This window comes from Rhizobium sp. ERR 942, from assembly GCF_007828395.1.
GTDB classification, from domain to species: Bacteria; Pseudomonadota; Alphaproteobacteria; order Rhizobiales; family Rhizobiaceae; genus Rhizobium; species Rhizobium dioscoreae.
The window spans coordinates 1-23143 of record NZ_VIUA01000002.1; the positions used below are offsets into that span (position 1 = coordinate 1).

At 59.3% G+C, this 23143-nt stretch carries 23 protein-coding genes and 1 pseudogene; 15 read left to right on the plus strand and 9 right to left on the minus strand.

All coding sequences use genetic code 11. The features are described from left to right. Positions 1-326, minus strand: a 326-nt coding sequence (locus tag FBZ97_RS06980) for a helix-turn-helix domain-containing protein (RefSeq protein WP_145650995.1), incomplete at its 3' end; no start/stop codon positions are given. Between the two features lie 270 nt (positions 327-596). Here FBZ97_RS06980 and FBZ97_RS06985 point away from each other — a divergent pair. Further along, positions 597-1313, plus strand: a complete 717-nt coding sequence (locus FBZ97_RS06985; RefSeq protein ID WP_145317676.1) for a hypothetical protein — start codon at positions 597-599, stop codon at positions 1311-1313. 96 nt (positions 1314-1409) lie between these two features. On the opposite strand, the gene FBZ97_RS06990 is transcribed toward FBZ97_RS06985, so the two are convergent. The 5 genes from FBZ97_RS06990 to FBZ97_RS07010 form a co-directional block, all read right to left on the minus strand. Continuing rightward, positions 1410-2714 (minus strand): hemolysin family protein, encoded by a 1305-nt coding sequence (locus tag FBZ97_RS06990; RefSeq protein ID WP_145317679.1) that lies wholly within the window; start codon positions 2712-2714, stop codon positions 1410-1412. A 110-nt stretch (positions 2715-2824) separates the two neighbouring features. After that, positions 2825-3733: a TIGR03571 family LLM class oxidoreductase gene (locus FBZ97_RS06995; RefSeq protein ID WP_145317682.1), complete on the minus strand. Its 909-nt coding sequence runs from the start codon at positions 3731-3733 to the stop codon at positions 2825-2827. 169 nt (positions 3734-3902) lie between these two features. Next, entirely contained in the window at positions 3903-4274 is a 372-nt protein-coding gene (locus tag FBZ97_RS07000) for a PsiF family protein (RefSeq protein WP_145317685.1), read from the minus strand. Positions 4275-4414: 140 nt separating this feature from the next. Then, the gene (locus FBZ97_RS07005) at positions 4415-5542 is read right to left on the minus strand and encodes an S-(hydroxymethyl)glutathione dehydrogenase/class III alcohol dehydrogenase (protein ID WP_145317687.1); all 1128 of its coding nucleotides are present in this window, start codon (positions 5540-5542) and stop codon (positions 4415-4417) included. 50 nt (positions 5543-5592) lie between these two features. Then, positions 5593-6426 carry a TIM barrel protein gene (locus FBZ97_RS07010; RefSeq protein ID WP_145317690.1) on the minus strand — a complete coding sequence of 278 codons (834 nt, stop codon included), beginning with the start codon at positions 6424-6426 and terminating at the stop codon, positions 5593-5595. 376 nt (positions 6427-6802) lie between these two features. Here FBZ97_RS07010 and FBZ97_RS07015 point away from each other — a divergent pair, with 376 nt between their 5' ends. Continuing rightward, positions 6803-7837 (plus strand): sterol desaturase family protein, encoded by a 1035-nt coding sequence (locus FBZ97_RS07015; RefSeq protein WP_113351192.1) that lies wholly within the window; start codon positions 6803-6805, stop codon positions 7835-7837. A 183-nt stretch (positions 7838-8020) separates the two neighbouring features. Here FBZ97_RS07015 and FBZ97_RS07020 read toward each other — a convergent pair. Beyond that, positions 8021-8737 (minus strand): annotated as a pseudogene (locus FBZ97_RS07020) (LacI family DNA-binding transcriptional regulator). A gap of 179 nt (positions 8738-8916) precedes the next feature. Between FBZ97_RS07020 and FBZ97_RS07025 the strand changes: the two are divergent. The 3 genes from FBZ97_RS07025 to FBZ97_RS07035 all read left to right on the plus strand — a co-directional run bounded on the left by FBZ97_RS07025 (position 8917) and on the right by FBZ97_RS07035 (position 11176). Next, positions 8917-9234, plus strand: coding sequence for a MocE family 2Fe-2S type ferredoxin (locus FBZ97_RS07025; RefSeq protein ID WP_145317693.1), 318 nt, complete (start codon positions 8917-8919; stop codon positions 9232-9234). Further along, entirely contained in the window at positions 9231-10472 is a 1242-nt protein-coding gene (locus FBZ97_RS07030; protein ID WP_145317696.1) for an FAD-dependent oxidoreductase, read from the plus strand. The genes FBZ97_RS07025 and FBZ97_RS07030 overlap by 4 nt, the downstream gene beginning before the upstream one ends. A gap of 470 nt (positions 10473-10942) precedes the next feature. Next, on the plus strand, positions 10943-11176 hold the full coding sequence (locus FBZ97_RS07035) for a tautomerase family protein (RefSeq protein WP_145317699.1): 234 nt from the start codon (positions 10943-10945) through the stop codon (positions 11174-11176). A 7-nt stretch (positions 11177-11183) separates the two neighbouring features. On the opposite strand, the gene FBZ97_RS07040 is transcribed toward FBZ97_RS07035, so the two are convergent. Both FBZ97_RS07040 and FBZ97_RS07045 read right to left on the minus strand, forming a co-directional pair. Next, the gene (locus tag FBZ97_RS07040; RefSeq protein ID WP_145317702.1) at positions 11184-11846 is read right to left on the minus strand and encodes an HAD-IA family hydrolase; all 663 of its coding nucleotides are present in this window, start codon (positions 11844-11846) and stop codon (positions 11184-11186) included. After that, on the minus strand, positions 11846-12766 hold the full coding sequence (locus FBZ97_RS07045) for a sugar-binding domain-containing protein (RefSeq protein WP_186449466.1): 921 nt from the start codon (positions 12764-12766) through the stop codon (positions 11846-11848). The genes FBZ97_RS07040 and FBZ97_RS07045 overlap by 1 nt, the downstream gene beginning before the upstream one ends. A gap of 229 nt (positions 12767-12995) precedes the next feature. Between FBZ97_RS07045 and FBZ97_RS07050 the strand changes: the two genes are divergently transcribed. From FBZ97_RS07050 to FBZ97_RS07095, 10 genes are all read left to right on the plus strand, one after another. Continuing rightward, positions 12996-13937, plus strand: a complete 942-nt coding sequence (locus FBZ97_RS07050; protein WP_145317705.1) for a tagatose-bisphosphate aldolase — start codon at positions 12996-12998, stop codon at positions 13935-13937. After that, entirely contained in the window at positions 13930-15345 is a 1416-nt protein-coding gene (locus FBZ97_RS07055; RefSeq protein WP_145317710.1) for an ROK family protein, read from the plus strand. Before FBZ97_RS07050 ends, FBZ97_RS07055 begins: the two co-directional genes overlap by 8 nt. 225 nt (positions 15346-15570) lie before the next feature. Then, the gene (locus tag FBZ97_RS07060) at positions 15571-16560 is read left to right on the plus strand and encodes a substrate-binding domain-containing protein (protein ID WP_113332629.1); all 990 of its coding nucleotides are present in this window, start codon (positions 15571-15573) and stop codon (positions 16558-16560) included. A 108-nt stretch (positions 16561-16668) separates the two neighbouring features. Next, entirely contained in the window at positions 16669-17733 is a 1065-nt protein-coding gene (locus FBZ97_RS07065) for a ribose ABC transporter (RefSeq protein WP_145317713.1), read from the plus strand. Beyond that, positions 17726-18472: an ATP-binding cassette domain-containing protein gene (locus tag FBZ97_RS07070; RefSeq protein ID WP_069615566.1), complete on the plus strand. Its 747-nt coding sequence runs from the start codon at positions 17726-17728 to the stop codon at positions 18470-18472. Before FBZ97_RS07065 ends, FBZ97_RS07070 begins: the two co-directional genes overlap by 8 nt. A 239-nt stretch (positions 18473-18711) precedes the next feature. Continuing rightward, a complete protein-coding gene (locus FBZ97_RS07075) occupies positions 18712-18969 on the plus strand; it encodes an Arc family DNA-binding protein (protein WP_113332631.1) in 258 nt (85 codons plus the stop codon). Beyond that, entirely contained in the window at positions 18966-19388 is a 423-nt protein-coding gene (locus tag FBZ97_RS07080; RefSeq protein WP_113332632.1) for a type II toxin-antitoxin system VapC family toxin, read from the plus strand. Before FBZ97_RS07075 ends, FBZ97_RS07080 begins: the two co-directional genes overlap by 4 nt. A 293-nt stretch (positions 19389-19681) precedes the next feature. Further along, complete coding sequence (gene hutH / locus FBZ97_RS07085; RefSeq protein ID WP_145317716.1) at positions 19682-21199, plus strand: histidine ammonia-lyase; 1518 nt, start codon at positions 19682-19684, stop codon at positions 21197-21199. A gap of 112 nt (positions 21200-21311) precedes the next feature. Next, the gene (locus FBZ97_RS07090; RefSeq protein WP_145317719.1) at positions 21312-22316 is read left to right on the plus strand and encodes an ornithine cyclodeaminase family protein; all 1005 of its coding nucleotides are present in this window, start codon (positions 21312-21314) and stop codon (positions 22314-22316) included. A gap of 45 nt (positions 22317-22361) precedes the next feature. Next, positions 22362-23138, plus strand: coding sequence for a PhnD/SsuA/transferrin family substrate-binding protein (locus tag FBZ97_RS07095; RefSeq protein ID WP_145319965.1), 777 nt, complete (start codon positions 22362-22364; stop codon positions 23136-23138). Positions 23139-23143 lie beyond the last annotated feature (5 nt).

Below are 23143 nucleotides of genomic sequence, written 5' to 3' on the forward strand. Positions count from 1 at the left end.
TCGGCCAGAAGACGGCCGGCAATTTGCTCCGGCGACCAGTAGGCCTCCAGTTTCTCAATGACCATACGACGCAGATGCGGATGGCGCCGCAGCTTTCTCAGGCGTCGGCGCCGTTCCTTGGCAATATCATCGGCAACCGTCGAGAAGTAGCCGCTGTATTCGGGAAACTCGTGATCCTGGAACGTATTTCGCCTGATCTCACGGTAAATGGTCGAACGATGGCGCCCGAGTTGGCGGGCCATCTCGTTGATCGGCACCTTGCGTGCGACGAGGTGGTGAAGCCGCCGGCGATCGGCGAGGGTCAATTGCTTATAGCATCGGGACATGCCAAAATCTCCAAAGTGAAGCCATTGAAATCATTGGCATGTCGCACTTGGAAATAGAATGTACCCCGCTACACGGGTGGATCAGATAATCTATGTTATGGAACATAAGCCATGGGACCTGTCTGCTGGGGCGAAAGGTATTTCATCAAACTGCGGTTCTTCGGGATAAAGCGTAGCTTTTGCCCATTGCGTTTGCTTCGAGATATGGGAGCCTCGCATTCCGCCCTCAGCGAATGGCGTGTTGCGCCGCGAAGTGATTCGGAAATGACAATGCAACTTGATCAGTTCTTGGAGGCGGCTGATGCCCAACGGGTCATTGCTGTGCTCCAGAAATTGAACACCTGCGGTCTGGATTACGCCATCACCGGAGGAATAGCATTGGAGCCAAGTCTTGGCTCTGGCCTCGGCCGTCGGCGCGCTTTCAACGATATCGATATTGTCGTGTCGGCGTTCGAGGCATTGCCGTCGACCCTCGCCTCAGCATTCATGATTAGCCATGCACACCCAGATCGTCCAACAGGCAAGCTGGCCATCCAGCTTGTGGAGCCAAACCAGCGTGTGCGCGTCGACGTGTTTACCGCGTGCGGTGATACGCTAGCGCGGACCAGACCTGCGCTGATCGGCGACCTGACGATCAAGCTGGTCGCTGTCGAAGACCTTGCCTGTCGTATTGCTTCGGAAATGATGGGCTTTAGCAGAGGTGATACAGTCCCGCCCAAATGCGCTGACGATCATATCCGTGCGAGGCAAGCAGTAGATATGAACCTCGTTGAAACAGCTTGGCAGGACCAGCGTCTGGAGAAGGATCCTTTGACATATGCCGAAGCGGCGGTCCAAGTTACCGACGCCATGGAGCGGCAGAGCGGAAAGCTCGCAAAGCAAGTCTATAGCACGGATTCACATGCGCTCTGCCGTCACTGCCGCGATACCGCACACTTCACGGTAGCGTCTCCCAAGTCGATCCTTGCCATACTCGGTTACTGCTAACCAAGGCTGCTTCAACACTTGAGTGCGGGCAATTTTGAAACCGATCCGATGCCGGCATATCCGCTACGAAACGATGGGCCGTCTTTCGGATGAGTTTCAGTGATCGGCTTCGCCAGCGGCGGCGTCCGCGCTTACCAGCAGCTTGTCGATCCTGCGGCCGTCGAGATCCACGACCTCGATGCGCCAGCCGCCCTTCGAGAAGCTTTCGCCCACATCCGGAAGATGGCGTAGCTCCTGCAGAACGAAACCTGCGACCGTCTGATAGTCGCGATCGTCCTCGATCTGCAGGTTCATGAAATCGGCAAACTCGTCGATGGGCATCCAGCCGGATACGAGATAGCTGCCATCGTGACGGCGGACGAGAGCCTGCTCGCCGCTGGCATCGGTTTCCTCCTGAACGGCTCCCAGGATGGCTTCGAGGATATCGCCCGATGTGATGACACCTTCGAAGTGGCCGTATTCGTCGTAGACGAGCACCATATGCGAGGAAGAGCGACGCAGCGCCTTGACCACGTCAAGGGCGCTGGAAAGGTCCGAAACGATCGGGACCTGTTTGGCAAGCTTGAGAATGTCGGCTTGCCCGCTGGAAGCCAGGGCATCGAAGAAGTCCCTGGTTGTCAGCACGCCTACGATTTCATCGGAGCTGTCCTTGCGCAGCGGGAGCCGTGCCTTTTCGGTGCGGCGAAGCTGTTCGCGAACCTCGTCGATACCGTCTTCGATATCGATGACCTCCACGTCGCGACGCGGTGTCATCAATGCTCTTGCGGTGCGGTCGGCCAATCGCATGACGCCCGAGATCATCGCCTGCTCTTCCGTCGCAATGACGCCGGCGCTTTGGGCTTCCGCCAGAACCGTCTTGATTTCCTCATCGCTGACACCATCCGCGGCCTTGCCGGATTGGCCGAGCGCACTCAGAACCAGCCTTCCCGAGATGTCGAGCAACCAGACGAGCGGCGCTGCGGCCCGGGAAAGAAACACCATGGCCGGCGCAACCTTGCTGGCGACCGCTTCCGGCGCCCGCAGAGCGACCTGCTTCGGCACGAGTTCACCGATGATCAGTGACAGATAGGTAATGGCGACCACGACGGAACCGACGCCGATGGCGTCGGCGGCTGCAACAGAAAGACCCTGCTCGGCAAGCCAGCCCGACAGCCGAGCGCCGAGTGTGGCGCCTGAGAACGCGCCGGACAGGACGCCGACGAGCGTGATGCCGATCTGCACTGTTGAAAGGAAGCGGCCCGGTTCTTCCGCGAGCCTCATCGCCATAGTCGCGCCTCTGCTGCCTTGGTCGGAAAGCACTTTCAGGCGGGCAGGACGGGATGAGACGATTGCCAATTCCGACATGGCAAGCACGCCGTTCAGGAGGGTGAGGACAATGACGATAGAAATTTCGAGAAGCAAAATCAGCCCTTTTTGGTTGCAGCGGAAAGATAGGTGGCAAAGGCTGCAAAAGCCAGGGTTCCGCGGAATATGATTTCCGCGGTGCTGTCACCGAGGGCAATTTGCTGAAGCTATCGCATGGCCGGCAGAATATCCGCGGCGATCTCTTCCATGGTTTCCCCCGGCGGGCGTCCCTGCGCGATAAGATTGAAGGCGACATGATGAATGCCCGCTTCACGCATCGCCGACAAGGCGTCGATCAACCCTCGCCTGCCGGTTCTGCCGCCGAGATTGATTTCCTCATAAGAGGCCTGAGGGTTATCGAGCAGATCCAGGACCATGGACTGACCGAAGCCACGAAAATCAGCGGTGACCTTAGCCCGGGCATTGTGCCAAAGCGCCAACCGGTCTTTCTGAACGGATAGCGGCCGGTAATAGGTCATCCAGGCTGACGCGCGGCGGGCGATCCATTCGAGCGATTGCGACGATGAACCCACAGCCACCATGGGAATGGACTGTTGTTGCAGCACAGGTCTTATGGCGAACTCTTGCCGCACGCGACCCCCTTCATCGACGACCTTTTGATCCGGGCCAAGCGCTACGGCGAGGCGCTCCCAATGCGATTGAAAGAGCGCTTTGCGGTTCTCAATATCCTCTCCGAAAACGTCATATTCGCTCGGCCGGTCTCCCGAACCGAGACCGAGGACGAACCGGCCTTTCGACAGAGAGGCGACGGATAGCGCGGCCTTGGCGATATGGAGCGGATGCCGCAAAGGCAGCACGATCGCGCCCGTCGCCAGGGCGATCCTGGATGTGGAAGCGGCTAGAGCTCCAAGGAAGACCCAGGGATCGGCATGTCCGATCGGATCAGGATAGCTGTCGCTGTTAAGGGGAACATCCCTCACCCACAGCGCATCGAAGCCCAATTTATCGGCTTGGCCCGCAATGCCGAGCTGAGCATCGAACTCTATGTCGGCAGCAGTTCTCGTTTGCGCCGGCAGGACTATGCCGAATGAAAGCCTGTCTGGATGGAAAAGCACGCCGCACCCTGAAATTTATATCCTTGCCAAGGAGATAAGGAGGCTTGCGCTTGAGGAAAAGGGGCCGCGCAAGACGTACGGCGATTGTGCAAGGCACGTAGTCCGCCCCGTGGAGCGGACTGTCGTTATGTGATGGGTCCGGTTCGGATCCGTGATCGCGGGCCGATGCTCAGCTTGCGGTGATGCACTGCTTGACGTAATCGCGCAATGCTTTCCTTTCCAGACCTTTGGCGGTGCCTTCGTCATGACAGGTCTTGCGTTTCGCCAGGACTGGATACTTCTGCTGCAGGCAGCTTTTGACTGCGCCCTTGCGCGCGTCGCCCTTGAGGCCCTGCCCCGTTGCATCCTGCCGGCAGGCTTGCCGCGCCGTCTTGATCTCATCCTTCGAGGGCATGATCGACGACGTGGCCGATGTGGAAGGGGTCGTGGCGGGAGCTGGCGTTGCGGTCGTCGCAGGTGCGGTCGTTTGGGCGAAGACGACGGTTGCGGAAGATAGAGCGAAGAGAGCAGCGGCGGTCGCACTGAGCAGCTTGCTGGTCATGGGCATATCCTTTTGCCTGAAGGCCATTCGTGTTCAAGCCGCCGACCCCATCACGAGGCCGGCGTCCTTCTTGAACGGTGATCATCGGCTTATCCGTCGTTCGGACTGCCAAAAAACTTCCAGCGAGGTCGCCTGCAGCCTCAATACAGCACGACGCTACGAATGCTTTCACCCGAATGCATGAGCTCAAAACCCTTGTTGATGTCGTCGAGCGGCATGGTGTGGGTGATCATCGGATCGATCTCGATCTTGCCTTCCATGTACCAGTCGACGATCTTCGGCACATCGGTGCGACCGCGCGCGCCGCCGAAGGCCGTGCCCATCCAGGTGCGGCCCGTCACCAGCTGGAACGGACGCGTCGAGATCTCCTGGCCGGCGCCGGCCACGCCGATGACGACGGACTTGCCCCAGCCGCGATGGGAAGCTTCCAGCGCCTGGCGCATGACCTTGGTGTTGCCGGTGCAGTCGAAGGTATAGTCGGCGCCGCCAATCTGGTCGGCCCCGCGCTTCGTCATGTTGACGAGGTAGGGAACGATGTCGTCGCCGACCTCCTTCGGATTGACGAAATGCGTCATGCCGAAGCGCTCGCCCCAGGCCTTCTTGTCATTGTTGAGATCGACACCGATGATCATGTCGGCACCGGCAAGCCGCAAGCCCTGGATGACGTTGAGGCCGATGCCGCCGAGACCGAAGACGATTGCCGTTGCGCCCATCTCCACCTTGGCGGTGTTGATGACGGCACCGATGCCGGTGGTGACGCCGCAGCCGATATAGCAGATCTTGTCGAAGGGGGCGTCGGGATTGACCTTGGCGACGGCGATCTCCGGCAGCACGGTATAATTGGCGAAGGTGGAGCAGCCCATATAGTGATGGATCTTGTCCTTGCCGATCGAGAAGCGCGAGGTGCCGTCGGGCATCAGGCCCTGGCCCTGGGTCGCGCGGATCGCGGTGCAGAGATTGGTCTTGCGCGAGAGGCACGACGGGCATTCGCGGCATTCGGGCGTATAGAGCGGAATGACGTGATCGCCCTTCTTCACCGAGGTCACTCCCGGCCCGACATCGACGACGATGCCGGCACCCTCATGGCCGAGGATTGCCGGAAACAGGCCTTCCGGATCGGCACCGGACAGGGTGAAATCATCGGTGTGGCAGATGCCGGTCGCCTTGACCTCGATCAGCACTTCGCCGGCCTTCGGCCCTTCCAGCTGAACCGTCATCACCTCAAGCGGCTTGCCCGCCGCAACCGCAACCGCTGCTCTTACGTCCATAGAAAATCCTCCAAAATCAATAGTCTACTGTTGATACTTTTCTTAACTCATTAGCCAGTGGTTCTTGCCCACAAATCATATATTTCCCCCTTCATCAGCAGGGATTCTTCCCAGCGGTCGGTCGTGTCTTCACCGTCCTTTCCGGTGATGGCATAGGGCTTCGGCCCCAGTTCGCAGGTGAAGGCAAGTGTGGCGTCTTTGTCGGCGCGCTTCCGCCAGCTTTTGAAGCCATACTCCCACCAGCCGAGGAAAAGATCGACCCAGGGTCTGTGATGCGGGAAGGAAATTTCGATCTGAACCTGTTCGCGGGAGGCAACGCGGCCATGGAAGGCCCAGGAACTGTCCAATATCCGATGAATAAGGGCATGATTTTCGTCGGATACCGGCCAGGCGAACTCCCGCCCGACAAGGAAATGGGAGATATCGCCGAGCAGCCGCAGGTCCGGCAGGCGATCGAGCAGGTCGAGCGTGAAGAAGAGATCCGTCGTCATGCGGTCGCGATGCGTCTCGATCCAGACATCGATGCCGGCCTCTTCCGCCAGACGTTGCCAGCCTTCCAGCAACGGAATGCAATCCTCAAGCCGTCGCAGGCGCACGTCCGGCTGCAGACAGATATGATGAACGTTGTATTCGGCCGCGATCTCCAGCACCGGCTTTAGATCGTCGACAGTCTTGGGGAAACATTGGCCCTCCGCCTGCAGCCCATGCTGTTTGAGCAAGCCCGCGACGCGAGAAACGACCTTGCGGTCGTACCAATGGATACTGATGCCATCAAAGCCCGCAGACGCGATCTTTTCGATATTTTCTTCCAGAGAAAGCTCCGGATATCGCGCGCTGCGTCGCTCCATGGACCAGAGTGACTGGAATATGAGCAAGTTCTGCATGGTTTCTCCCCTACCAGTGCGCTGCTCAGATCATGAATCCGAGATCTCCGCCAGCCGGCGCGATGATGGCTTTTGATCATCGGCGCGTTTCATTGCAAAGCGGATGTATTCGCTCGTCGAGCGCCGGTCGCGTGAGGGGTTTTCATCAAGATGCTCTGAATGCGCCAACCGGGTCCACCCGTAACTCTTTCCAAATAGTCATGTGGCAGGTGTTTCTGTGCGACGCCTGGAAGAAGGTAATCGCCACCTTCTCCTCCCCCGATCGCGGCTCAGCAGAGTTCCCGTCGCCGTGAGCAAATTTCATCAAATCAATGCTGTCGTTTCGCGCCGAGGTCCCTGACACTGACCGCATAGTTCATTCACCGGGAGGCACATTATGGACGACACGCTCTACGGCACCCGCGACAAACGCGGCGACTGGAAACCCAACAAGCTTCTGCAATATCCGCCCGTCTTCATTTGGCCGGCCAAACCGATCGCCTTCCTGAAATGGTTCTTCGGCTATCCCGGCTATCTCATGCCCTGGAATGCCGTCTATGCCATCATCGCAACCTTGCTGTGGCTCTACGCGACACCTTCCATGGAAACGATGAAGACACTGGCGCCGGGCTGGATCGCCTATCTTCTCCTGCGCAATGCCGTGTTAGTCTTCCTGTTCTTCGGCGCCTTTCATCTGCGGCTCTATATGCAGAAGAAGCAGGGCACCACTTTCAAATATAATAGCAAGTGGCCGTCGAAGGATAACTCGGCCTTTCTTTTCAGCAACCAGACAGTTGACAACGTGATCTGGACTTTTGCGAGCGCAGTGCCTTTATGGACGGCATTTGAAGTTCTGACGCTCTGGGCCTTCGCCAATGGCATCATTCCCTACGTCGACTTTGCCGAGCACCCCATCTATTGCTTCATCATCATACTGCTGGTCCCGGCATTTCGCGATCTGCATTTCTATCTCGTCCATCGACTGATCCACTGGCCGCCGCTCTATCATACGGTTCACAAGCTGCATCATAACAACGTCAATCCCGGTCCCTGGTCCGGCCTCGCCATGCATCCGGTCGAACATCTGCTGTATTTTTCGGGTGTCCTCATCCATTGGATCGTACCGTCCAACCCGGTCCATGCGTTGTTCCATCTGACACATGCCGCTCTCGCACCGGCGCCAGGCCATGCCGGTTTCGACAAGATCGTGATCGGCGAGGAAGCCGGGATCGATACCCATGCCTACGACCACTATCTCCATCACAAATTCTTCGAGTGCAATTATGCCGATGGCGTCATCCCGCTCGACCAATGGTTCGGCACCTTTCACGACGGCTCGAAAGAGGCCGAGGACCGCATGAACAAGCGCTTCATGGAGCGCGCCAAGAAATACGCAGAAAAGCAGGCCCGTCGCTCCGGCACGCCAAGCTAGCAAAGAGCCGAGCCTGGCTGGGTTCTTCCAGCCAGGACAATGATCTCAAGGACTTGCCAAAGGCGCTATGTGCTCCATATGCGCGTATTGAGCTCCCCCCCCCCGCCACCGGTTCAATCGGCCGTTGATGGCGGGAAATGCCGGAGCCTGCGGTCCTCCTTCCGCAGGCTCCGGCCTTGTCACCTAGTGGTGACTGGATGCCGGGCCAACATTCTCCGTCGTATAGGTCAGGAACGGAACCGGCTCTTGGCTAACGGGCGCATCAATAATCTCCATACGCGATAATATCGTATCCAGTGCGCGCCTCGCCTGGGTTTCGGGTGCCTGATCGAGAACGAGCGTCATCAGTCCCGAGGCGATGAAGCGGTGCGTTTCGTCGTTGAGTTCGTGCCCTATCCAGACGCAATCCCTTCCCTGTCGTTCCTGAAAGCGCTGAAGCACCGAGCCGACGCCGAGATTGGCACCGTCGCGGCATTTAGATACCGACAATATCCGGACAGCGACGCAGCGTCTGCGTCATCACTTCCGCGGCAACGATCAGGCCATGCCGGCGAATGCTGCTATCGGCCACATGCGCAGCGAACTTCTCCGGCTCGCTCTCTTCGACAAAGGTCCGGTGGACGGTGATCGAGCTGTCCAGCGAGGCGGCGATTCGCTCGAAGGCATGGTTGAGCCGGCTGAAAAAAACGGCGACTCCGGCCTGACTAGGATGACTTCGATGCGGATCGTGCCGCGATAAAGACTTGGGATGATCCTTTTGTAGCCTAAGCGCTTTGCGGCAAGCACCACCTTCTCCGCCGTTTGCGGCCTGACGCTGCCGCGTTCGTTGAGAACGCGCTCCACGGTCGGAAGGCCGACACCAGCGGCAGCGGCGATGTCCACGAGACGTGCCTTCTTCATGCCGCTCCTCCCTGATGAAAAATGATCATAATCGGCGTGGAATGTGAAGGGGCATTTCGCGCATGCTTGGAATCAGCCGGGAGGAAAAAACGATGCGCGATCAAAGCGCAACGTCGACCTGCTCCCAAGATTGGATGATGCGTTTCGCGCCTTGCGGCGACTGCAATGAGGAGGAAGAAATGACGAACTGGGTTGATGCCTGCGCTACCGATGAGATCGATCAGGAGGATGTTGTCCGCTTCGATCACGCCGGGCGAACCTTTGCGATCTATCGTAGTCCCGATGACGAATATTTCGCTACGGATGGGCTTTGCACTCATGAGAAAATCCATCTGGCCGATGGGCTCGTCATGGATGACACCATCGAGTGTCCGAAGCACAATGGCCGCTTCAGCTATAAGACGGGTGAAGCGCGAGGCGCTCCGGTCTGCATCAATCTGAAAACCTATCCGGTCAGAGTGGAAGGCGATCGCATCCTGATCGGAATCGGCGCATGAGCAGCGATGCGGGCATCATCATCGTTGGCGCCGGTGAATGCGGCGCGCGCGCCGCTTTGAGCCTGAGGGAGAGCGGTTACCGGCAGGCGATCACCCTCATCGGCGATGAGGTTCACCTTCCTTACGAGCGGCCGCCTCTTTCCAAACAGGTTCTGCTTGGCGAGAAGGAGCCTCGGATGCCAACCGTTCTCAATGATTTCGTGCTGGCGGAGCAGGCAATCCGTCATATCGGCAGCACTTCGGGCGATACCATCGACACGTCCGGAAAGCAATTGCTCCTCTCCGATGGCCGGGCGCTGCCCTATGACAAACTGCTACTGGCGACCGGCGCGGCACCAAGGCGATTGCCGAACGCGCCCGTCAGCAGCCGCATAGTCTATCTGCGGACGATCGATGATGCGCTTGCACTCCGTTCCTTCGTCCGAGCCGATATGCATGTGGCAGTGCTTGGGGGCGGTTTCATCGGCCTGGAGGTCGCCGCTTCGGCACGCGGCCGCGGAGCGAGGGTTACGGTCATTGAGTCCCAGGAGCGTATCCTCAAGCGCGGTGTCCCCGAACCGATCGCCGAAACGATTACTGCCCTGCACCAAGGCAATGGCGTCGTCGTGAAATGCGGTGTAGCGGTTCTCGGGCTCGAAGCGGATGAGCAGCGTGCCGATATTTCTCTTTCCGATGGCGATGCGATTTCGGCCGATGTGCTTGTCGTCGGGATCGGCGCGCTGCCGCGCACCGAGCTTGCTGCACGCGCCGGTATCGCAATCGACAACGGCATTGCGGTCAATGAGCGCCTGGAAACATCGGAGCGCGATATTTATGCCGCCGGAGACTGCTGCTCGTTTCCGCATCTCCTTTATGACGGTCGCCGTCTGCGTCTCGAAGCATGGCGCAACGCGCAGGAGCAGGGCATTCTCGCGGCCGCAAATTTGATGGGCGCGGCGCGCAATTATCAGGCCGTTCCCTATTTCTGGTCCGACCAGTTCGATCATACGCTGCAGATCGCCGGACTCGTCGATGAGGGTCGCACGGTCGTTCGCAGAGACCTCGGGGACGGTGCCTTCATCCTGTTTCATCTCGACGACCAGCAGCGACTGGTCGCCGCAAGCGGCGTCGGCCCCGGCAACAAGGTCGCCAAGGATATCAAACTCAGCGAGATGCTGATTGCCGGGCGCGTCACGCCATCGGCCGAAGCGCTGGCTGGCAACGCGAACCTGAAATCCATGCTGCCTCGAGCGGCCTGACAGGCTATCAAGATACGTTGGCTTTGCCTCTTCGATCGCGACAGCCTGCCGGTATCATCGGCAGGCTGCAGCAGTGCATTCATGAGCAGATGCCATAAGTGTTTGCAGCATTCAGGTGTTAATCCGGCATCCGGATCGTCCTACATTCTTTCTGCAGTTCCCTAGGACTTAGCCGCGGCGGTAATTCGTTCGTATCGCTACGAGATCCGATGTGGATATCTGCCTTGTTCCGCAAAGACGTCGGGCCGGAGCCGAAAGCCCCATGAGCGACGTCCGCAGGCAACGCCAGACCCAATGAAGGATAGCCATGGAACGCACCCTTCCGCAGCAAGCTTCATCCTCGCAGTGCTTTTCCTGTGCGAATAAGCAAAGAGCTTGGAGCTTGGTCCGGCGGGCAGCCGCATGGCGGCAAAGCCCCGACAGAGACTTTTACCGGCCTGACAACCTCCGACGAGCACAGGAATGACCCGATGCCCCATATAATTTTGAAAATGGCAGCAGGAAGAACCGAAGCAATGAAGCATGCCGTGGCTGAAAATCTGACCAAGGCGGTCATCGAGACACTCGGCGCTGACGAGAGTTCGGTATCGGTCGCGATCGAGGATGTCGCGATGTCCGATTGGACTGGGAAGGTCTATGTCCCCGATATCCTGGACAAGTCAGACACGATCTATAAAAAGCCTGGCTACGATCCGTTTCGGTGAGGGCTAGTCAATCGGATCTGGCAGAGAGACGCAGATTACCATTTGCATCGATGCCCGCACTCACGCGATCATAGTCCTCAATAGTCGGATGCCGTGTGAATAACGGCGTCCGATGGGTCGCGCTGATCACAAGCACGGAAGCACCTGAGGCCTCCGCCGCCTCTATTCCCGCTGGCGCATCCTCAAAAATAAGACATTCTTCAATGGGTTGTGCCAACATCCTTGCAGCTAACATGAAACAATCCGGCGCCGGCTTGCCGTGCTGCACATCCTCGCCGGCAATCAGAATTTCGGGCCAGGGAATACCGGCTGCCGCAATGCGGACTTTGGCGAGTTCACGGGGAGCGGAGGTGACGATCGCCCAGCGATCCAACGGCAGGCTTTTCAGAAAGCCGATAGCGCCCGTGATCGGTTCAACGCCGGCAACATCATCGATTTCGGCCTGTGTGAGTATCCTGACCTCTTCGGCAGGATCGATCCCCGAAAGGCCGAGGCGGGTGATCGTCTCGATCGCCTTGCGACCATGAATGGTCGCCAGCAAGGCGATGGCATCGACACCGCGTTTTTCCGCCCACGAGGTCCAGACCCGTTCGGCGACCGCTATCGAATTCAGGACGGTTCCATCCATATCGAATAGGAAGGCGCCGAAGGAACGGTCGTCAAAGGGCATCAGGATCGATCCTCGACTTTTGGGTTGGATGACAGACGATCGAGGATAGCCTGCGCGGTATTGGCATCGGTGACCAAAGCATTGATCATTCCTGATCGTGCCGCGCCGATAATGCCGCTTGCTTTGCCGGGAGTAGCAGCAACGGCGATGCAGAGCGGCACCTTCCGCAATTGTGCGGGAGAGGCTGCAATCATCCCCTCCTCTCCATCCCAGTGCAGGATCTCGCCCTCCTCGGTGACGTAGTGGCGCAGCACATCGCCGGCTGCATGGCTCAGCGCCTTTTCGCCCGGCAACGCTGTTTCCGAGGGGTTGGCGGCATGTGTCAGCCCGACGCCGACGATTGCCGCGTCCAGCCTGTCCCAGAGAGACGTCACCTGCTGGACTGTGGGATCTCCGAGAAACGCATCCCGGAGTTCTGTCGAAGAGATATAGGGCGCATGCAGAAAATGCGGCACGCCACCCATCTGGACCGCCGCCTGGCGCACGAATTCGTTGATCTGGAAGTGAGGCGCTGCGTGCTGCATGCCGCCGTTCAGCGCAACCGTGAGGATACCAGGCAATTGCGGCAGACCAGCCAATGTCACCTCGCGCACCGCCCGTCCCCAGCCGATGCCGAGCGTCGAACCTGAACGCAGGCCCGCCTGCTGCAGAAGCGAGCCGACAGGCGCTGCAAGCGCGCTCAGCACGTTTGATGACGGCGTATCGATTACGGCAGCGGTGCGCAGCTTCAGGCCGTCGATCAGTGCAGCACTCAGATCTTCAGCAGGTGAGAGATCTATTACTTCGATCCGGACGATCCCAACCGCCCGCGCTCGCTGCAGCAATCGCGAAACCGTCGCCGTCGACAGGCCGAGCTTCCTGGCAATATCCACCTGCGCCATATCGGATTGGTAGTGCAGTTTGGCGACCGTGTGCAGCAACGCGCGATTTGCCGCAGCCTCCTGCGATTGAGACGAATTCAGATTGAAATTCCTTTCTGCAATGTGTTACACATACGCCACTTGAGGAGTTATCGCTTAAAAAGCCCGGTTTCGCAACGTTTATACCGCGCATGAGAGTCCTCAATTTCAAGAGTATTGCCCTCTTCGAGGAGTGGGGAAGGCTTGCTCGTATGGGTGCCGTTTTCGCAACGGCTGGAGGAAGGATCACATGACGAAATTGACGACAGCGGAGATGCGCGGCTACCAGCAGATTTGCGGCAGCGACGGTGCCATGATGGTGATTGCCTGCGATCAGCGCGGCGGCATGCGCAGCCTTCTGGCCACGGACCCGGCCGAACAGGCGGCGATCTCCGATAAGGTGCTGGGGGACACGAAGGCCGATATCGCCCGCTTCCTCGCGAGCAAGGCGTCCTGTGTTCTCGTCGATCCCATCTGCGCCGTGCCGGCGCTGGTGGATGATCGTGTCCTTCAGCGCGATACCGCACTGCTGATCGGCCTCGATGCTTCCGGCTGGGATACATCGGCGGACGGCTATCGTCTGTCGAAGCTGGTTGCCGGCATCTCCGCACGCCGCGTGCGCCAGCTGGGGGCAACGGGTGGCAAGATCATGGTCTATCTGCGCTCGGATCGGGATGCGGCGAATGCCCACAATATTCAGATCCTGAAGCAGTGCATCGAAGATTTCGCGCATGAGGATCTTCTGCTGGTCGTTGAATTCCTGACCTACAAGTTCGAAGACGAGGATGAGACAGATTACAAGGCGAAGCTGCCCTCTCTGATCGTCGGCGGCAGCAAGATCTGCCTCGATCTCGGTGCGAAAGTCTTGAAAATCCCTTATCCCGGCTCGTCGGAAGCCTGCGCCGAAGTCACGCGCCTTTCCGGTGATGTGCCGTGGGCGGTGCTGTCGGCCGGTGTCGACCACGCCACCTTCCTCAGCCAGGTCGAGGATGCCATGCGCAACGGCGCTTCGGGCGTCATCGCCGGTCGCTCGCTGTGGAAAGACTGCATCTCGCTCGATCGTTCGGTAACGAAGGATCGTCTGGAGACGGTCGCGGTGCCGAGGCTTCGGGAAATTCAGGCCGTCATTGCGACGCACTTCAAGGGCACAGGCTCGAACGGCGATGATCAAAGGCAGCGCGCCCATGGCTGACATCGCCATCGGTGTCGATATTGGCGGCACGAATATTCGTGCCGCCCTCGTCTCCGTTCAAGGCGAGATCCTTTCCAAGCTGTCGGAAAGAACCCCGACCGATCCGCTGTTGGCATTGGAGCGCGTCATTGCGATGGCGCGCACGCTCGACACTCCTGAAGTTTTGGGGATCGGTGTCGGCATACCAGGGCGGGTCGACGTCGACAGACGCGAGATTCTGTCTGGCGGCATCCTCAACCTTTCCGGTCTCGATTTCGTAAAACGGCTCGAGACAGCGCTGCAAAAACCTATTGTCATCGAGAATGATTGCAGTATGGCGTTGATCGCCGAAATGCGGATCGGCGGCGCCAAGGGCTATCAAAACGTCGCGATGCTGACGATCGGGACGGGCATCGGGGGAGCTGTCGCCCATGCAGGGCGCATCTACCACGGGCACAAGGCGGCCGGACAGCTCGGCCATATTTGTGTATCGCAGGATGGCCCGCCCTGCCCTTGCGGCAGACGCGGCTGCGTCGAGACCTTCAGTTCCGGAACCGCTTTGCGCCGGCATATCGCCGAATCCGGATTATCCGTCACGACAATTCGTGAAATCTTCGAGATGACGGCGGAAGGAAACGACACGGCAGTCCGTGTGCTGCGCCAATGGGCAACACCCTTGCGTGCCGCACTCGACAATATCGCAGCGACCATGGATCCGGAGATTATCCTGCTCGGCGGCGGGCTTGGCTGTGATGCCGCACGGGTTCTTGCCGATTTGCCAGCAAGCGCTCCCTGGTTCTGCCCCGCCATATTGCCAGCGAAGCTGTCAGACGATGCCGGCGTGATCGGCGCCGGACTTTCGATTTTTGGCGCTGATGCCGCGCCGCAAGGAAAGCGGGTTGTCATGGTCAACGGCGTGCCGGCTTCCGGCAAAAGCCGCCTGGCCAAAGCTTTGTCGCTGCGGACCGGCTGGCCGATCCTGTCTCTCGACGGCATCAAGAACCCGTTCCTGCAGCATATCGGCCCCGTCGACCGCGACTTCAATCGGACGCTGGGAAAGGCAAGCTACCAGGCGATCTGGTCCTTTATCGCGGAGGCGCCGACGGGCTCGACCTTCATTGTCGATGCATGGTTCGGCTTTCAGCCGAAGGCTCAACTAGAGAGTTATCTCAATGCTGCGCAGATAGGCCATGTCGCAGAGCTCTGGTGCAAGGTGCCTGGATCGGTTGCCGGCGCGCGTTACGCCAGTCGATTGAAGGACCGATTACCTGGACATCCAGGTGCCGAATATGTGCCGGAATTGGTAGCGCTTGCCGATCGGGCCGAGCCTATGAGGTGTGGTGCCGTAATGACGGTCGACCAGACGGAGGAACCGGATATGGCGGCTATCATGGCCTGGCTTTCAAAGATCTTCGAGGGCGAATCATAAGCGCCGCCGTCCGGGCAGACGGCATAAATGCGAAATAATCCTGAACTGTCGTGCGACGCTATGTCCCCGGCAGATGCCGGCATTGTGTGCATGGCAGAATTGTGGAGCTATATCAACAAGATGATGGAAATTCTTTGCAGAAAAAAATTGCTTGACGTGCCGCAGTAACCCACTGATTATCGCTTTGCCGGACAGGGGAGGTTCGGCTTCAAGAGGAGGAAAATTATGGAGCGCCGCTCATTTCTCAAGGCTACGGCCGTGGCATCGCTCGCTACCGGTGTTGCGGCAGTTGCCGGCAGCACCAAAGCCGCAGACAAGAAGTTTACGATTGCCCTCATTCCGGGTCTGACGACCGACGCCTTCTATATTACCATGCGCAAGGGTGCCGAAGCGGCAGCCAAGGCTGTCGGTGCCGAGCTCGTTTTTCAGGGCGGCCCCGATTTCAACCCGGTGACCCAGGTTCCGGTTCTTGACGCAGTGATCGCCAAGAAGCCCGATTTCATTCTGATTGCGCCGACCGACAAGGATCAGCTCATCCAGCCTCTGAAGAAGGCTGCTGATGCCGGTATTCCGATCATCACCGTCGATACCTTCATCGGTAACGGCGTCTACCAGACCGGCAGCGGTGATGCCGATTTCCCGCTGGCCTATATCGCTTCCGACAACCTGCTCGGCGGGGCGATTGCCGCCCGCGCACTGGCAAAGGCCGTTGGCGAAAAGGGCAAGGTCTATGTTTCCAACGTCAAGCCCGGCGTCTCGACCACCGACCAGCGTGAGCAGGGGTTCAAGGAGGAGATGAAGAAGTATCCGAACATCACCGTTCTGGAGACGCAATATAACGATGACGACGCCAACAAGGCAGCATCGCAGCTGCAGGCCGTCTTCGCACGCAACTCCGATCTCGATGGCGTTTTCGGGGCCAATCTGTTCTCCGCTCTCGGTGCCGCCAACGGCGTGCAGCAGGCCGGCCAGACGGGTAAGATCCGCGTGGTGGCCTTCGATGCGCCGACGTCTATCGTTGATAACATCAACTCCGGTCTCGTCGATCTGGCGATTGCGCAGCATCCGGCCGAGATCGGCTATTTCGGAGTGATGGCCGCTTATGCGCATCTCACCGGCAATTCGATTCCGACAGCGATCGGGACCGGCTTCACGGTCATCGACAAGTCGAACGTAGCCGACAAGAAGATCGCGAAGTTCATCTACTCCGATTGATGCGGAGATAGTCTGTGCCTCGCCCATCGGCGAGGCACATTATCCAACGATGATAGAGCGACGGCGCCCTAATCTTCGCGCTTCCAACGCTCCAGTTTGGACCGATCCATGACACTCGACAATGCAGAGGTCCGCAAGGCGGATCAGCACGTGGCGCCACAGGCAGACCACGGCGACCAGGCAAAAACACTTCTTAATCGTATCGCGCAATTGCGCGCGTGGCTCTTTCTTGCTGCGCTCATCGTAACTTTCGAGATCTGGGCGCGGATCGACTTCGGTGGCACGTTCATCGGCTCGAGCTTCAACTGGCAGTCCGTTGCGATCTTCGCGGTGGCACCGTTGCTGCTGGCAATCGGGCAGACTTTCGTCATCATCTCAGGCGGTATCGATCTGTCGACCGGCTTCATCATGGGCCTTGCGGCCGTCGTCGCCGCGCATATTGCCAATATCGCCGGTCTTTACATGCCTCTGCCCGTCGCAATGGTCTTCGGCATCCTCGTCGCCATGCTGGCAGCCGCAGTCCCCGGCCTCATCAATGGTCTCCTGATCTCCCGTCTCAAGGTTCCGCCGTTCATTGGTACACTCGGCATGTTCGGCGTGGCGCGTGGCACGGCCTTCCTGCTCGCCGGCGGTACGACGGTGCCGGTCAAGAACTCCTATTTCGCCGAGCTTGGCAACGGACGATTCTATGGCGTACCCTATCTCGTCATCGTCACGCTCGTCTTCGTGGTGATCATGCATTATTTGCTGAGCCAGACCCGCTTCGGCCAGCATAATTATGCCATCGGCGCCAATGCCCAGGCGGCGCGGCGCGCCGGCATCGACATCAAGTCCCATCTGCTGCGGCTCTATATTCTCTCGGCCGTCTGTGCGGGCCTGGGCGGAGCGCTCTATGCGGCCCGTTTCACTGCAGGCGCCGCCCAGGCGGGCGAGCCCCTGCTGCTCGATAGCGTGGCCGCCGTCGTTATCGGCGGCGCCAGCCTCTTCGGCGGTTCCGGCACGATCATCGGCACCATTGCCGGCGCTCTCGTCATCGCCGTCATCCAGTATGGTCTCGTCTTCATGAATGTGGAGCCGTTCTGGCAGTTCATCGCCGTCGGCGTCGTCATCATCATTTCGGTGCTCATCGACCAGGCGCAGCGTCGGTTCAGCGGAGCAAAACAGGATGAATAGTGCAACTCCCCTCCTCGAGGTCCGCAATCTCTCGCGTTATTTCGGTGCGGTGCGTGCCCTCGACAATTGCTCCATGGTCGTGCGGCCCGGTGAAGTCGTGGCACTTGCGGGTGACAACGGCGCCGGCAAGACGACGATGATCAAGGCGATTTCCGGCGTCTATCCGCCGACCGCCGGCGAAATCCTGATCGAAGGCAAGCCTGTCACCTTCTCATCGCCGCAGGATGCGCGCGAGAAAGGCATCGAGACGATCTATCAGGATCTGGCGCTTGCCGATAATCTGCCGATCGGCGCCAATATTTTCCTCGGCCGTGAGCCGATGAAGAAGCTCTTCGGCTTCCTGCCGGTGCTCGATCGGAAAGCCATGGCCGAAGCGGCGCGCAAGACGATGGCGGAGCTGGATTTCCACGTGAAGAGGCTCGATGCGCCCGTCAGCAACTTTTCCGGCGGTCAGCGGCAGGCCGTCGCGATTGGGCGTGCCGTCTATTGGAATGCCCGCATCCTCGTTATGGACGAGCCGACCGCAGCACTCGGCGTGCCGGAACAGCGCAAGGTCGTGGCCCTCATCAAGTCGCTGAAGGCGCAGGGGCGCGGCGTCATCTTCATATCGCACAATCTGCAGGACATTTTCGCGGTCTCCGACCGCATCGTCGTCCTGCGCCGCGGCATCGTTGCCGGTGAACGCAACATCGCCGACACCAATCATGAGGAAGTCGTGCGGCTCATGGTCGGCGGTTAGCAGGATCGCCGGCACATGATTTGAGCCGAGAGCGGCAACGGTGTTTCGTCGCCATTGCCGTTTCGTTGTCAGCAATCAAAGGCGCTCATTTTGGATTCACCAGAGCAGTAGCAGAACCAAGAGGCCGGCAGTTAATGCTGGAGCGCGTAGAAAGCCGGCAAGCGCGTTTCCGCTTGCTTTGCTTTGATTGCGTTCTCATATATTGCTATCAATGCAATCAAATATGGGAGCGTGAAGCAATGGCATCGATCACCATTCGCAATGTGCCGGACGAGGTGCATCGTGCGATCCGAGTGCGAGCTGCTATGCACGGTCGCAGCACTGAAGCCGAGATCCGCGATATTCTGGAAAAGGCAGCAAAACCAGAAGGCCGCCTGAAGCTGGGTTCGCTGTTGACATCCATTGCTCGTGAAGCGGGAGGGCTAACCGAAGCCGAAGCTGAGGGTTTCAACCAGCTTCGCGATAAGACCCCGGTCGGGCCGATTAGCTTCGAATGATTGTTCTCGACACCAACGTCATTTCCGAGCTGTGGAAGATCACGCCCGATCCGAATGTGTTGTCGTGGATCGATGCGCAGATGATCGAAACACTCTACCTCTCGATCATCACCGTTGCCGAACTGCGCTTCGGCTTGGCTGCGATGCCTGAGGGCAAGCGGCGTACGATCTATCAAGACCGATTGGAAAGGGAGGTTTTACCGGCTTTTGCCAACCGGGTTCTGCCTTTTGACCTGGATGCCTCGCAAGCCTATGCCGATTTGATGGCGTTAGCGAGGAGGGCAGGCAAGTCCATTGGCACGGCAGACGGCTATATTGCCGCCACGGCTGCCTCACATGGCTTTATGGTAGCGACGCGCGATACTAGCCCTTTTGAGGCTGGCGGTTTAAGCGTCATCAACCCTTGGAACATGAAATGAAGGCGGTTAAGGCAGTCGCGTGATAAGTCTACCGAACAATCCGAATATTCAAATGGCAACAGCTTGTTCACGCTGAGCATCGCCCGACGATCCGCGGGACCGCACCCGCTGATCTTCCTACTCTCGCGGTACCGAATGCATTCGATCCTTAATCGGGGAGCTAATCAGGAAATATTCGTAATCTTCAAACGGGATGTGCGACTCCTCAGCCATCCCGGCAACAAATGCAATCTGGAGGCTGGATCGAGGAAGAGCCACCGGGCTATAAGTGCTTTTCCTGGAGGCAAGCAGGCATGACCGAAGCCGTACCCATCGTGCGTTTCACCGGTACCGCACCGAAGATAAGCGACATTGCTTCGATAGCGCGCCGTAGCGCATGCATCGAGGTTTCGACTGACGTCGAAAACAAAATCGTCGCTGCGCGCGCAGTCGTGGAGCGCTATTTGGCTGCCGACCAGCCAGTCTATGGTTTGACGACGGCATTGGGCGCAGGTGTCGACACACGGCTCGCCACGGAGGACCTGATCGCATTTCAGTTACGTGTACCGCAAGCCCGCGCAGTCGGGGTTGGGCCGGCGCTGTCATGCGAAATCGTCAGGGCGATGATGGCCGCTCGTATTGCTGGCATGGCGGCTGGCGGCTCGGGCGTATCGCTCCCGGTTTTCGCCGGTCTCGTCGCCGCGCTGAATGCAGGCTTTCATCCGGTGGTTCCCTCGCTTGGCTCGATCGGCGCAGCCGATCTTGCGCCTCTGGGGCATATGGCACGGGCCTTGTTGGGCGACGGCGAGGCGGAGCTTGATGGCGCGATCATGCCGGCGCGGGATGCCCTCTCGAAACTCGGTCTGAAACCTTTGCCGATCGCGCCGAAGGATGGCCACGTCCTCGTGGTCGCCAACAGCCTGTCGGTTGGCAAGGCCTGCCTCTGCATCGAGGATATCGTGCGCCTGTTCGATTGGTCGCTTGCAGCCGTCGCACTGAATTTCGAGGCATTCCGCGCCAATGTCTCGGCTTTCGATGACCGCGCGCTGGCGGCAAGACCAGCCTTCGGCCAACGCGAAACCGCGGCGAGACTTCGCGAGGTGCTTTCCGGGAGCTCTCTTTTTGTCGACGGTGCGGCACGGCGCTTGCAGGATCCTTTGAGCTATCGCTGTGCCCCGCAGGTCTGGGGTGCCCTGCTCCACGCGATCGGCGAAGCGCGCGCCGCCACCGAGATCGAGCTTGCCAGCTCCGGGGACAATCCCGTCGTGCTCGCCGACGAGGGACTTATCTTGTCTCACGGCAATTTCGACATGACGGCCTTCGTTCTCGCATGGGAACGGCTTGGCCAGGCAATCGCACATTGTGCGGCGGCGACCGCCTATAGAACGATGAAAATCATGTCTCCGGGCATGTCGGAGCTGCCGCGCTTCCTGACCCCGCTCGGACAGAGCAGGACAGGATTTGCCACCGTGCAGAAAACGGTCTCGGCGCTTGAAGCCGAGATACGCCATCTGGCCAATCCGGTTTCGCTCACGCCGATCCCGGTCGCGGACGGCGTCGAGGATCAGGCGTCGATGGCGCCGAGTGTCCTGACGAAGATCGAGGCGATGATCGAGCGGATGCGTTATCTGGTTGCGATCGAGCTTGTCGCGTCCGCCCAGGCCGTTGATCTGCGCGGTTTGGCGGGCGAACTCGGCGGCGGAACGCAGCGCGCCTATCGCAAGGTGCGCGAAATTGTCCCGCCGCTGGAGGAAGATCGTGCGCAAGGACCAGATTTTCAGAGGCTGTCGGAGTTCATTGAGAATGCCGACATGATGGAGATGGCTTCCTGATCGATATGGCGGCAAGGCGGTCCACGCCCGCCGCCTCGCTTTCTCGCAGGCCGTCTGGCGGCCTGCATCATCCAATAAACCGGCACGGCCGGTGACATGCTGGAGAACGGTAATGCAGGAAATCTGGATCGACTATCTCAACGCCATCGACGCCAAGGGGCTGGCCCTTTCCAACGACGAAATACTCGACGCCGTGACCAAGGCGCTCGATGCTCAGGGGCGCGGCGAGACGGTCATCGAGCCTCGCGTTCATCTCGTGCCCGAGAGTTCCGACAAGGGGCATTTCAATGTGCTGCGCGGCTATGTGAAGCCGCTCGATTATGCCGGCGTCAAGGTCGTCGGCGATTTCGTCGACAACTACAAGCAGGGCCTGCCCTCGGAGCTGGCGGTTCTCAATCTCTTCGATCCGCGCACCGGCGTACCGAAGGCGATCATCGATGCGACTGCCATCACCGATATGCGCACCGGCGCGGTCACGGCTATCGGCGCGCGCCATCTCGCCCGCAAGAACAGCAGGATTCTCGGCCATATCGGCGCACGCGGCACTTCCTACTGGAACGTGCGGCTGCTCGATCACCTCTTCGACTTTGATGAGATCCGCGTGCATTCGCGCCGTCCGGAAAGTCGCGACGCCTTTGCGGCGCGGCTGGAAAAGGATCTCGGCAAGAAGATCATCGTGACGGACAATTGGGAGGATTGCCTGAAAGGCGCCGATATCATGATCGAGGCGAGCCGGCTGCCAGAGCCGACGCCGCTTTTCAAGACCGCCTGGGTCAAGAAAGGCGCTTTCGTCGTACCTTATGGCACGATGAGTGCACTCGAATTCGACCTGACCGACATCATGGACAAGGTCGTCGTGGATGACTGGGGACAATGCGGACCCGGGCGTCCCTTCGGTGCCCTTCGCCGCCATGTCGATGAAGGTAAGGTGACGGCGGAGACGCTGCATGCCGAAATCGGCCAGATCGTTTGCGGCACGAAGCCGGGCCGCGAAAGCGACGACGAGACCATCCTCTTCTGGCATCGGGGCCTGAGCACCACCGACGTCGCGCTTGGCGCAGCCATGGTTGAAAAGGCAAAGCGCATGAATATCGGCCAGCGCCTTCGGTTTGCGTGACGCGTCATGACGATATCCTCTGCCGCGGCCATTGCCTGCTCACGAATGTACAATCTGAGCCCGAAAATATCCGGTCTCTGGGATGAGCTCTTTCATTGGCTTGCCGACCGGTCAGGCGTCGAGCTCGAAATCATTGCGCATGCGGCTCCGGCACCTCTGTCCGACCTATGGAGACGTCCGGACATGGGTGCCGTTTTCATGTGCGGCTTTCCGTTCTCCCGGCTATCGCCGGCGGAGCGTCCGCAGCCATTGGCCGCGCCGGTTTCCCTGGCGGACTGGGCAAACGGGCAGCCTGTCTATGCGAGCCATATCGTCGCCGCTCGTGAAAGAGCGCTGACTGAAGCCGATCTCGCAACTGCACGCTGGGGCTGGACCGTGCGGGACTCTCAGTCCGGCTATAATGCGCCGAGGGAATTCTTTTCCATGCTTGCGAATAGACCCGCAGTGGCGCAGATCGTCGGCCCACTTCTCAATCCACGCGGCGTAGTCGACGCCATTCGTTTAGATACCATAGATGTCGGCGCCATCGACGCCTATGCCTTTCAGCTGATGGCAATGCACGAGCCGGACATGATTGTGCCGTTGCGCATCGTCGCTACCACGAAGCCGGCTCCCTTCCCTTTGCTGGTGGCCGCAAGGCAGCAATCGCCAGATATCGTCGACGCGCTACGCGCCGTTCTTCTCAATGCCCACCAAGACCGGCAAGGGAGCGATATTCTCGCATCGCTCGGACTGCTGGCCTTTGCCGAGCCGGATGTTGCCGCTTATGACCAGCTTCCCGCAAGAGCGCGCGCCATCGATTCTGCTCTCGGAACATGGTGAAGTTC

Excerpts from the sequence above, each read along its gene's own strand:
- FBZ97_RS06985 (WP_145317676.1), top strand. The coding sequence starts at position 597 with ATGCAACTTGATCAGTTCTTGGAGGCGGCTGATGCCCAACGGGTCATT.
- FBZ97_RS07000 (WP_145317685.1), bottom strand. The coding sequence starts at position 4,274 with ATGACCAGCAAGCTGCTCAGTGCGACCGCCGCTGCTCTCTTCGCTCTA.
- FBZ97_RS07005 (WP_145317687.1), bottom strand. The coding sequence starts at position 5,542 with ATGGACGTAAGAGCAGCGGTTGCGGTTGCGGCGGGCAAGCCGCTTGAG.
- FBZ97_RS07010 (WP_145317690.1), bottom strand. The coding sequence starts at position 6,426 with ATGCAGAACTTGCTCATATTCCAGTCACTCTGGTCCATGGAGCGACGC.
- FBZ97_RS07015 (WP_113351192.1), top strand. The coding sequence starts at position 6,803 with ATGGACGACACGCTCTACGGCACCCGCGACAAACGCGGCGACTGGAAA.
- FBZ97_RS07025 (WP_145317693.1), top strand. The coding sequence starts at position 8,917 with ATGACGAACTGGGTTGATGCCTGCGCTACCGATGAGATCGATCAGGAG.
- FBZ97_RS07030 (WP_145317696.1), top strand. The coding sequence starts at position 9,231 with ATGAGCAGCGATGCGGGCATCATCATCGTTGGCGCCGGTGAATGCGGC.
- FBZ97_RS07035 (WP_145317699.1), top strand. The coding sequence starts at position 10,943 with ATGCCCCATATAATTTTGAAAATGGCAGCAGGAAGAACCGAAGCAATG.
- FBZ97_RS07040 (WP_145317702.1), bottom strand. The coding sequence starts at position 11,846 with ATGCCCTTTGACGACCGTTCCTTCGGCGCCTTCCTATTCGATATGGAT.
- FBZ97_RS07050 (WP_145317705.1), top strand. The coding sequence starts at position 12,996 with ATGACGAAATTGACGACAGCGGAGATGCGCGGCTACCAGCAGATTTGC.
- FBZ97_RS07055 (WP_145317710.1), top strand. The coding sequence starts at position 13,930 with ATGGCTGACATCGCCATCGGTGTCGATATTGGCGGCACGAATATTCGT.
- FBZ97_RS07060 (WP_113332629.1), top strand. The coding sequence starts at position 15,571 with ATGGAGCGCCGCTCATTTCTCAAGGCTACGGCCGTGGCATCGCTCGCT.
- FBZ97_RS07065 (WP_145317713.1), top strand. The coding sequence starts at position 16,669 with ATGACACTCGACAATGCAGAGGTCCGCAAGGCGGATCAGCACGTGGCG.
- FBZ97_RS07070 (WP_069615566.1), top strand. The coding sequence starts at position 17,726 with ATGAATAGTGCAACTCCCCTCCTCGAGGTCCGCAATCTCTCGCGTTAT.
- FBZ97_RS07075 (WP_113332631.1), top strand. The coding sequence starts at position 18,712 with ATGGCATCGATCACCATTCGCAATGTGCCGGACGAGGTGCATCGTGCG.
- FBZ97_RS07080 (WP_113332632.1), top strand. The coding sequence starts at position 18,966 with ATGATTGTTCTCGACACCAACGTCATTTCCGAGCTGTGGAAGATCACG.
- hutH (WP_145317716.1), top strand. The coding sequence starts at position 19,682 with ATGACCGAAGCCGTACCCATCGTGCGTTTCACCGGTACCGCACCGAAG.
- FBZ97_RS07090 (WP_145317719.1), top strand. The coding sequence starts at position 21,312 with ATGCAGGAAATCTGGATCGACTATCTCAACGCCATCGACGCCAAGGGG.
- FBZ97_RS07095 (WP_145319965.1), top strand. The coding sequence starts at position 22,362 with ATGTACAATCTGAGCCCGAAAATATCCGGTCTCTGGGATGAGCTCTTT.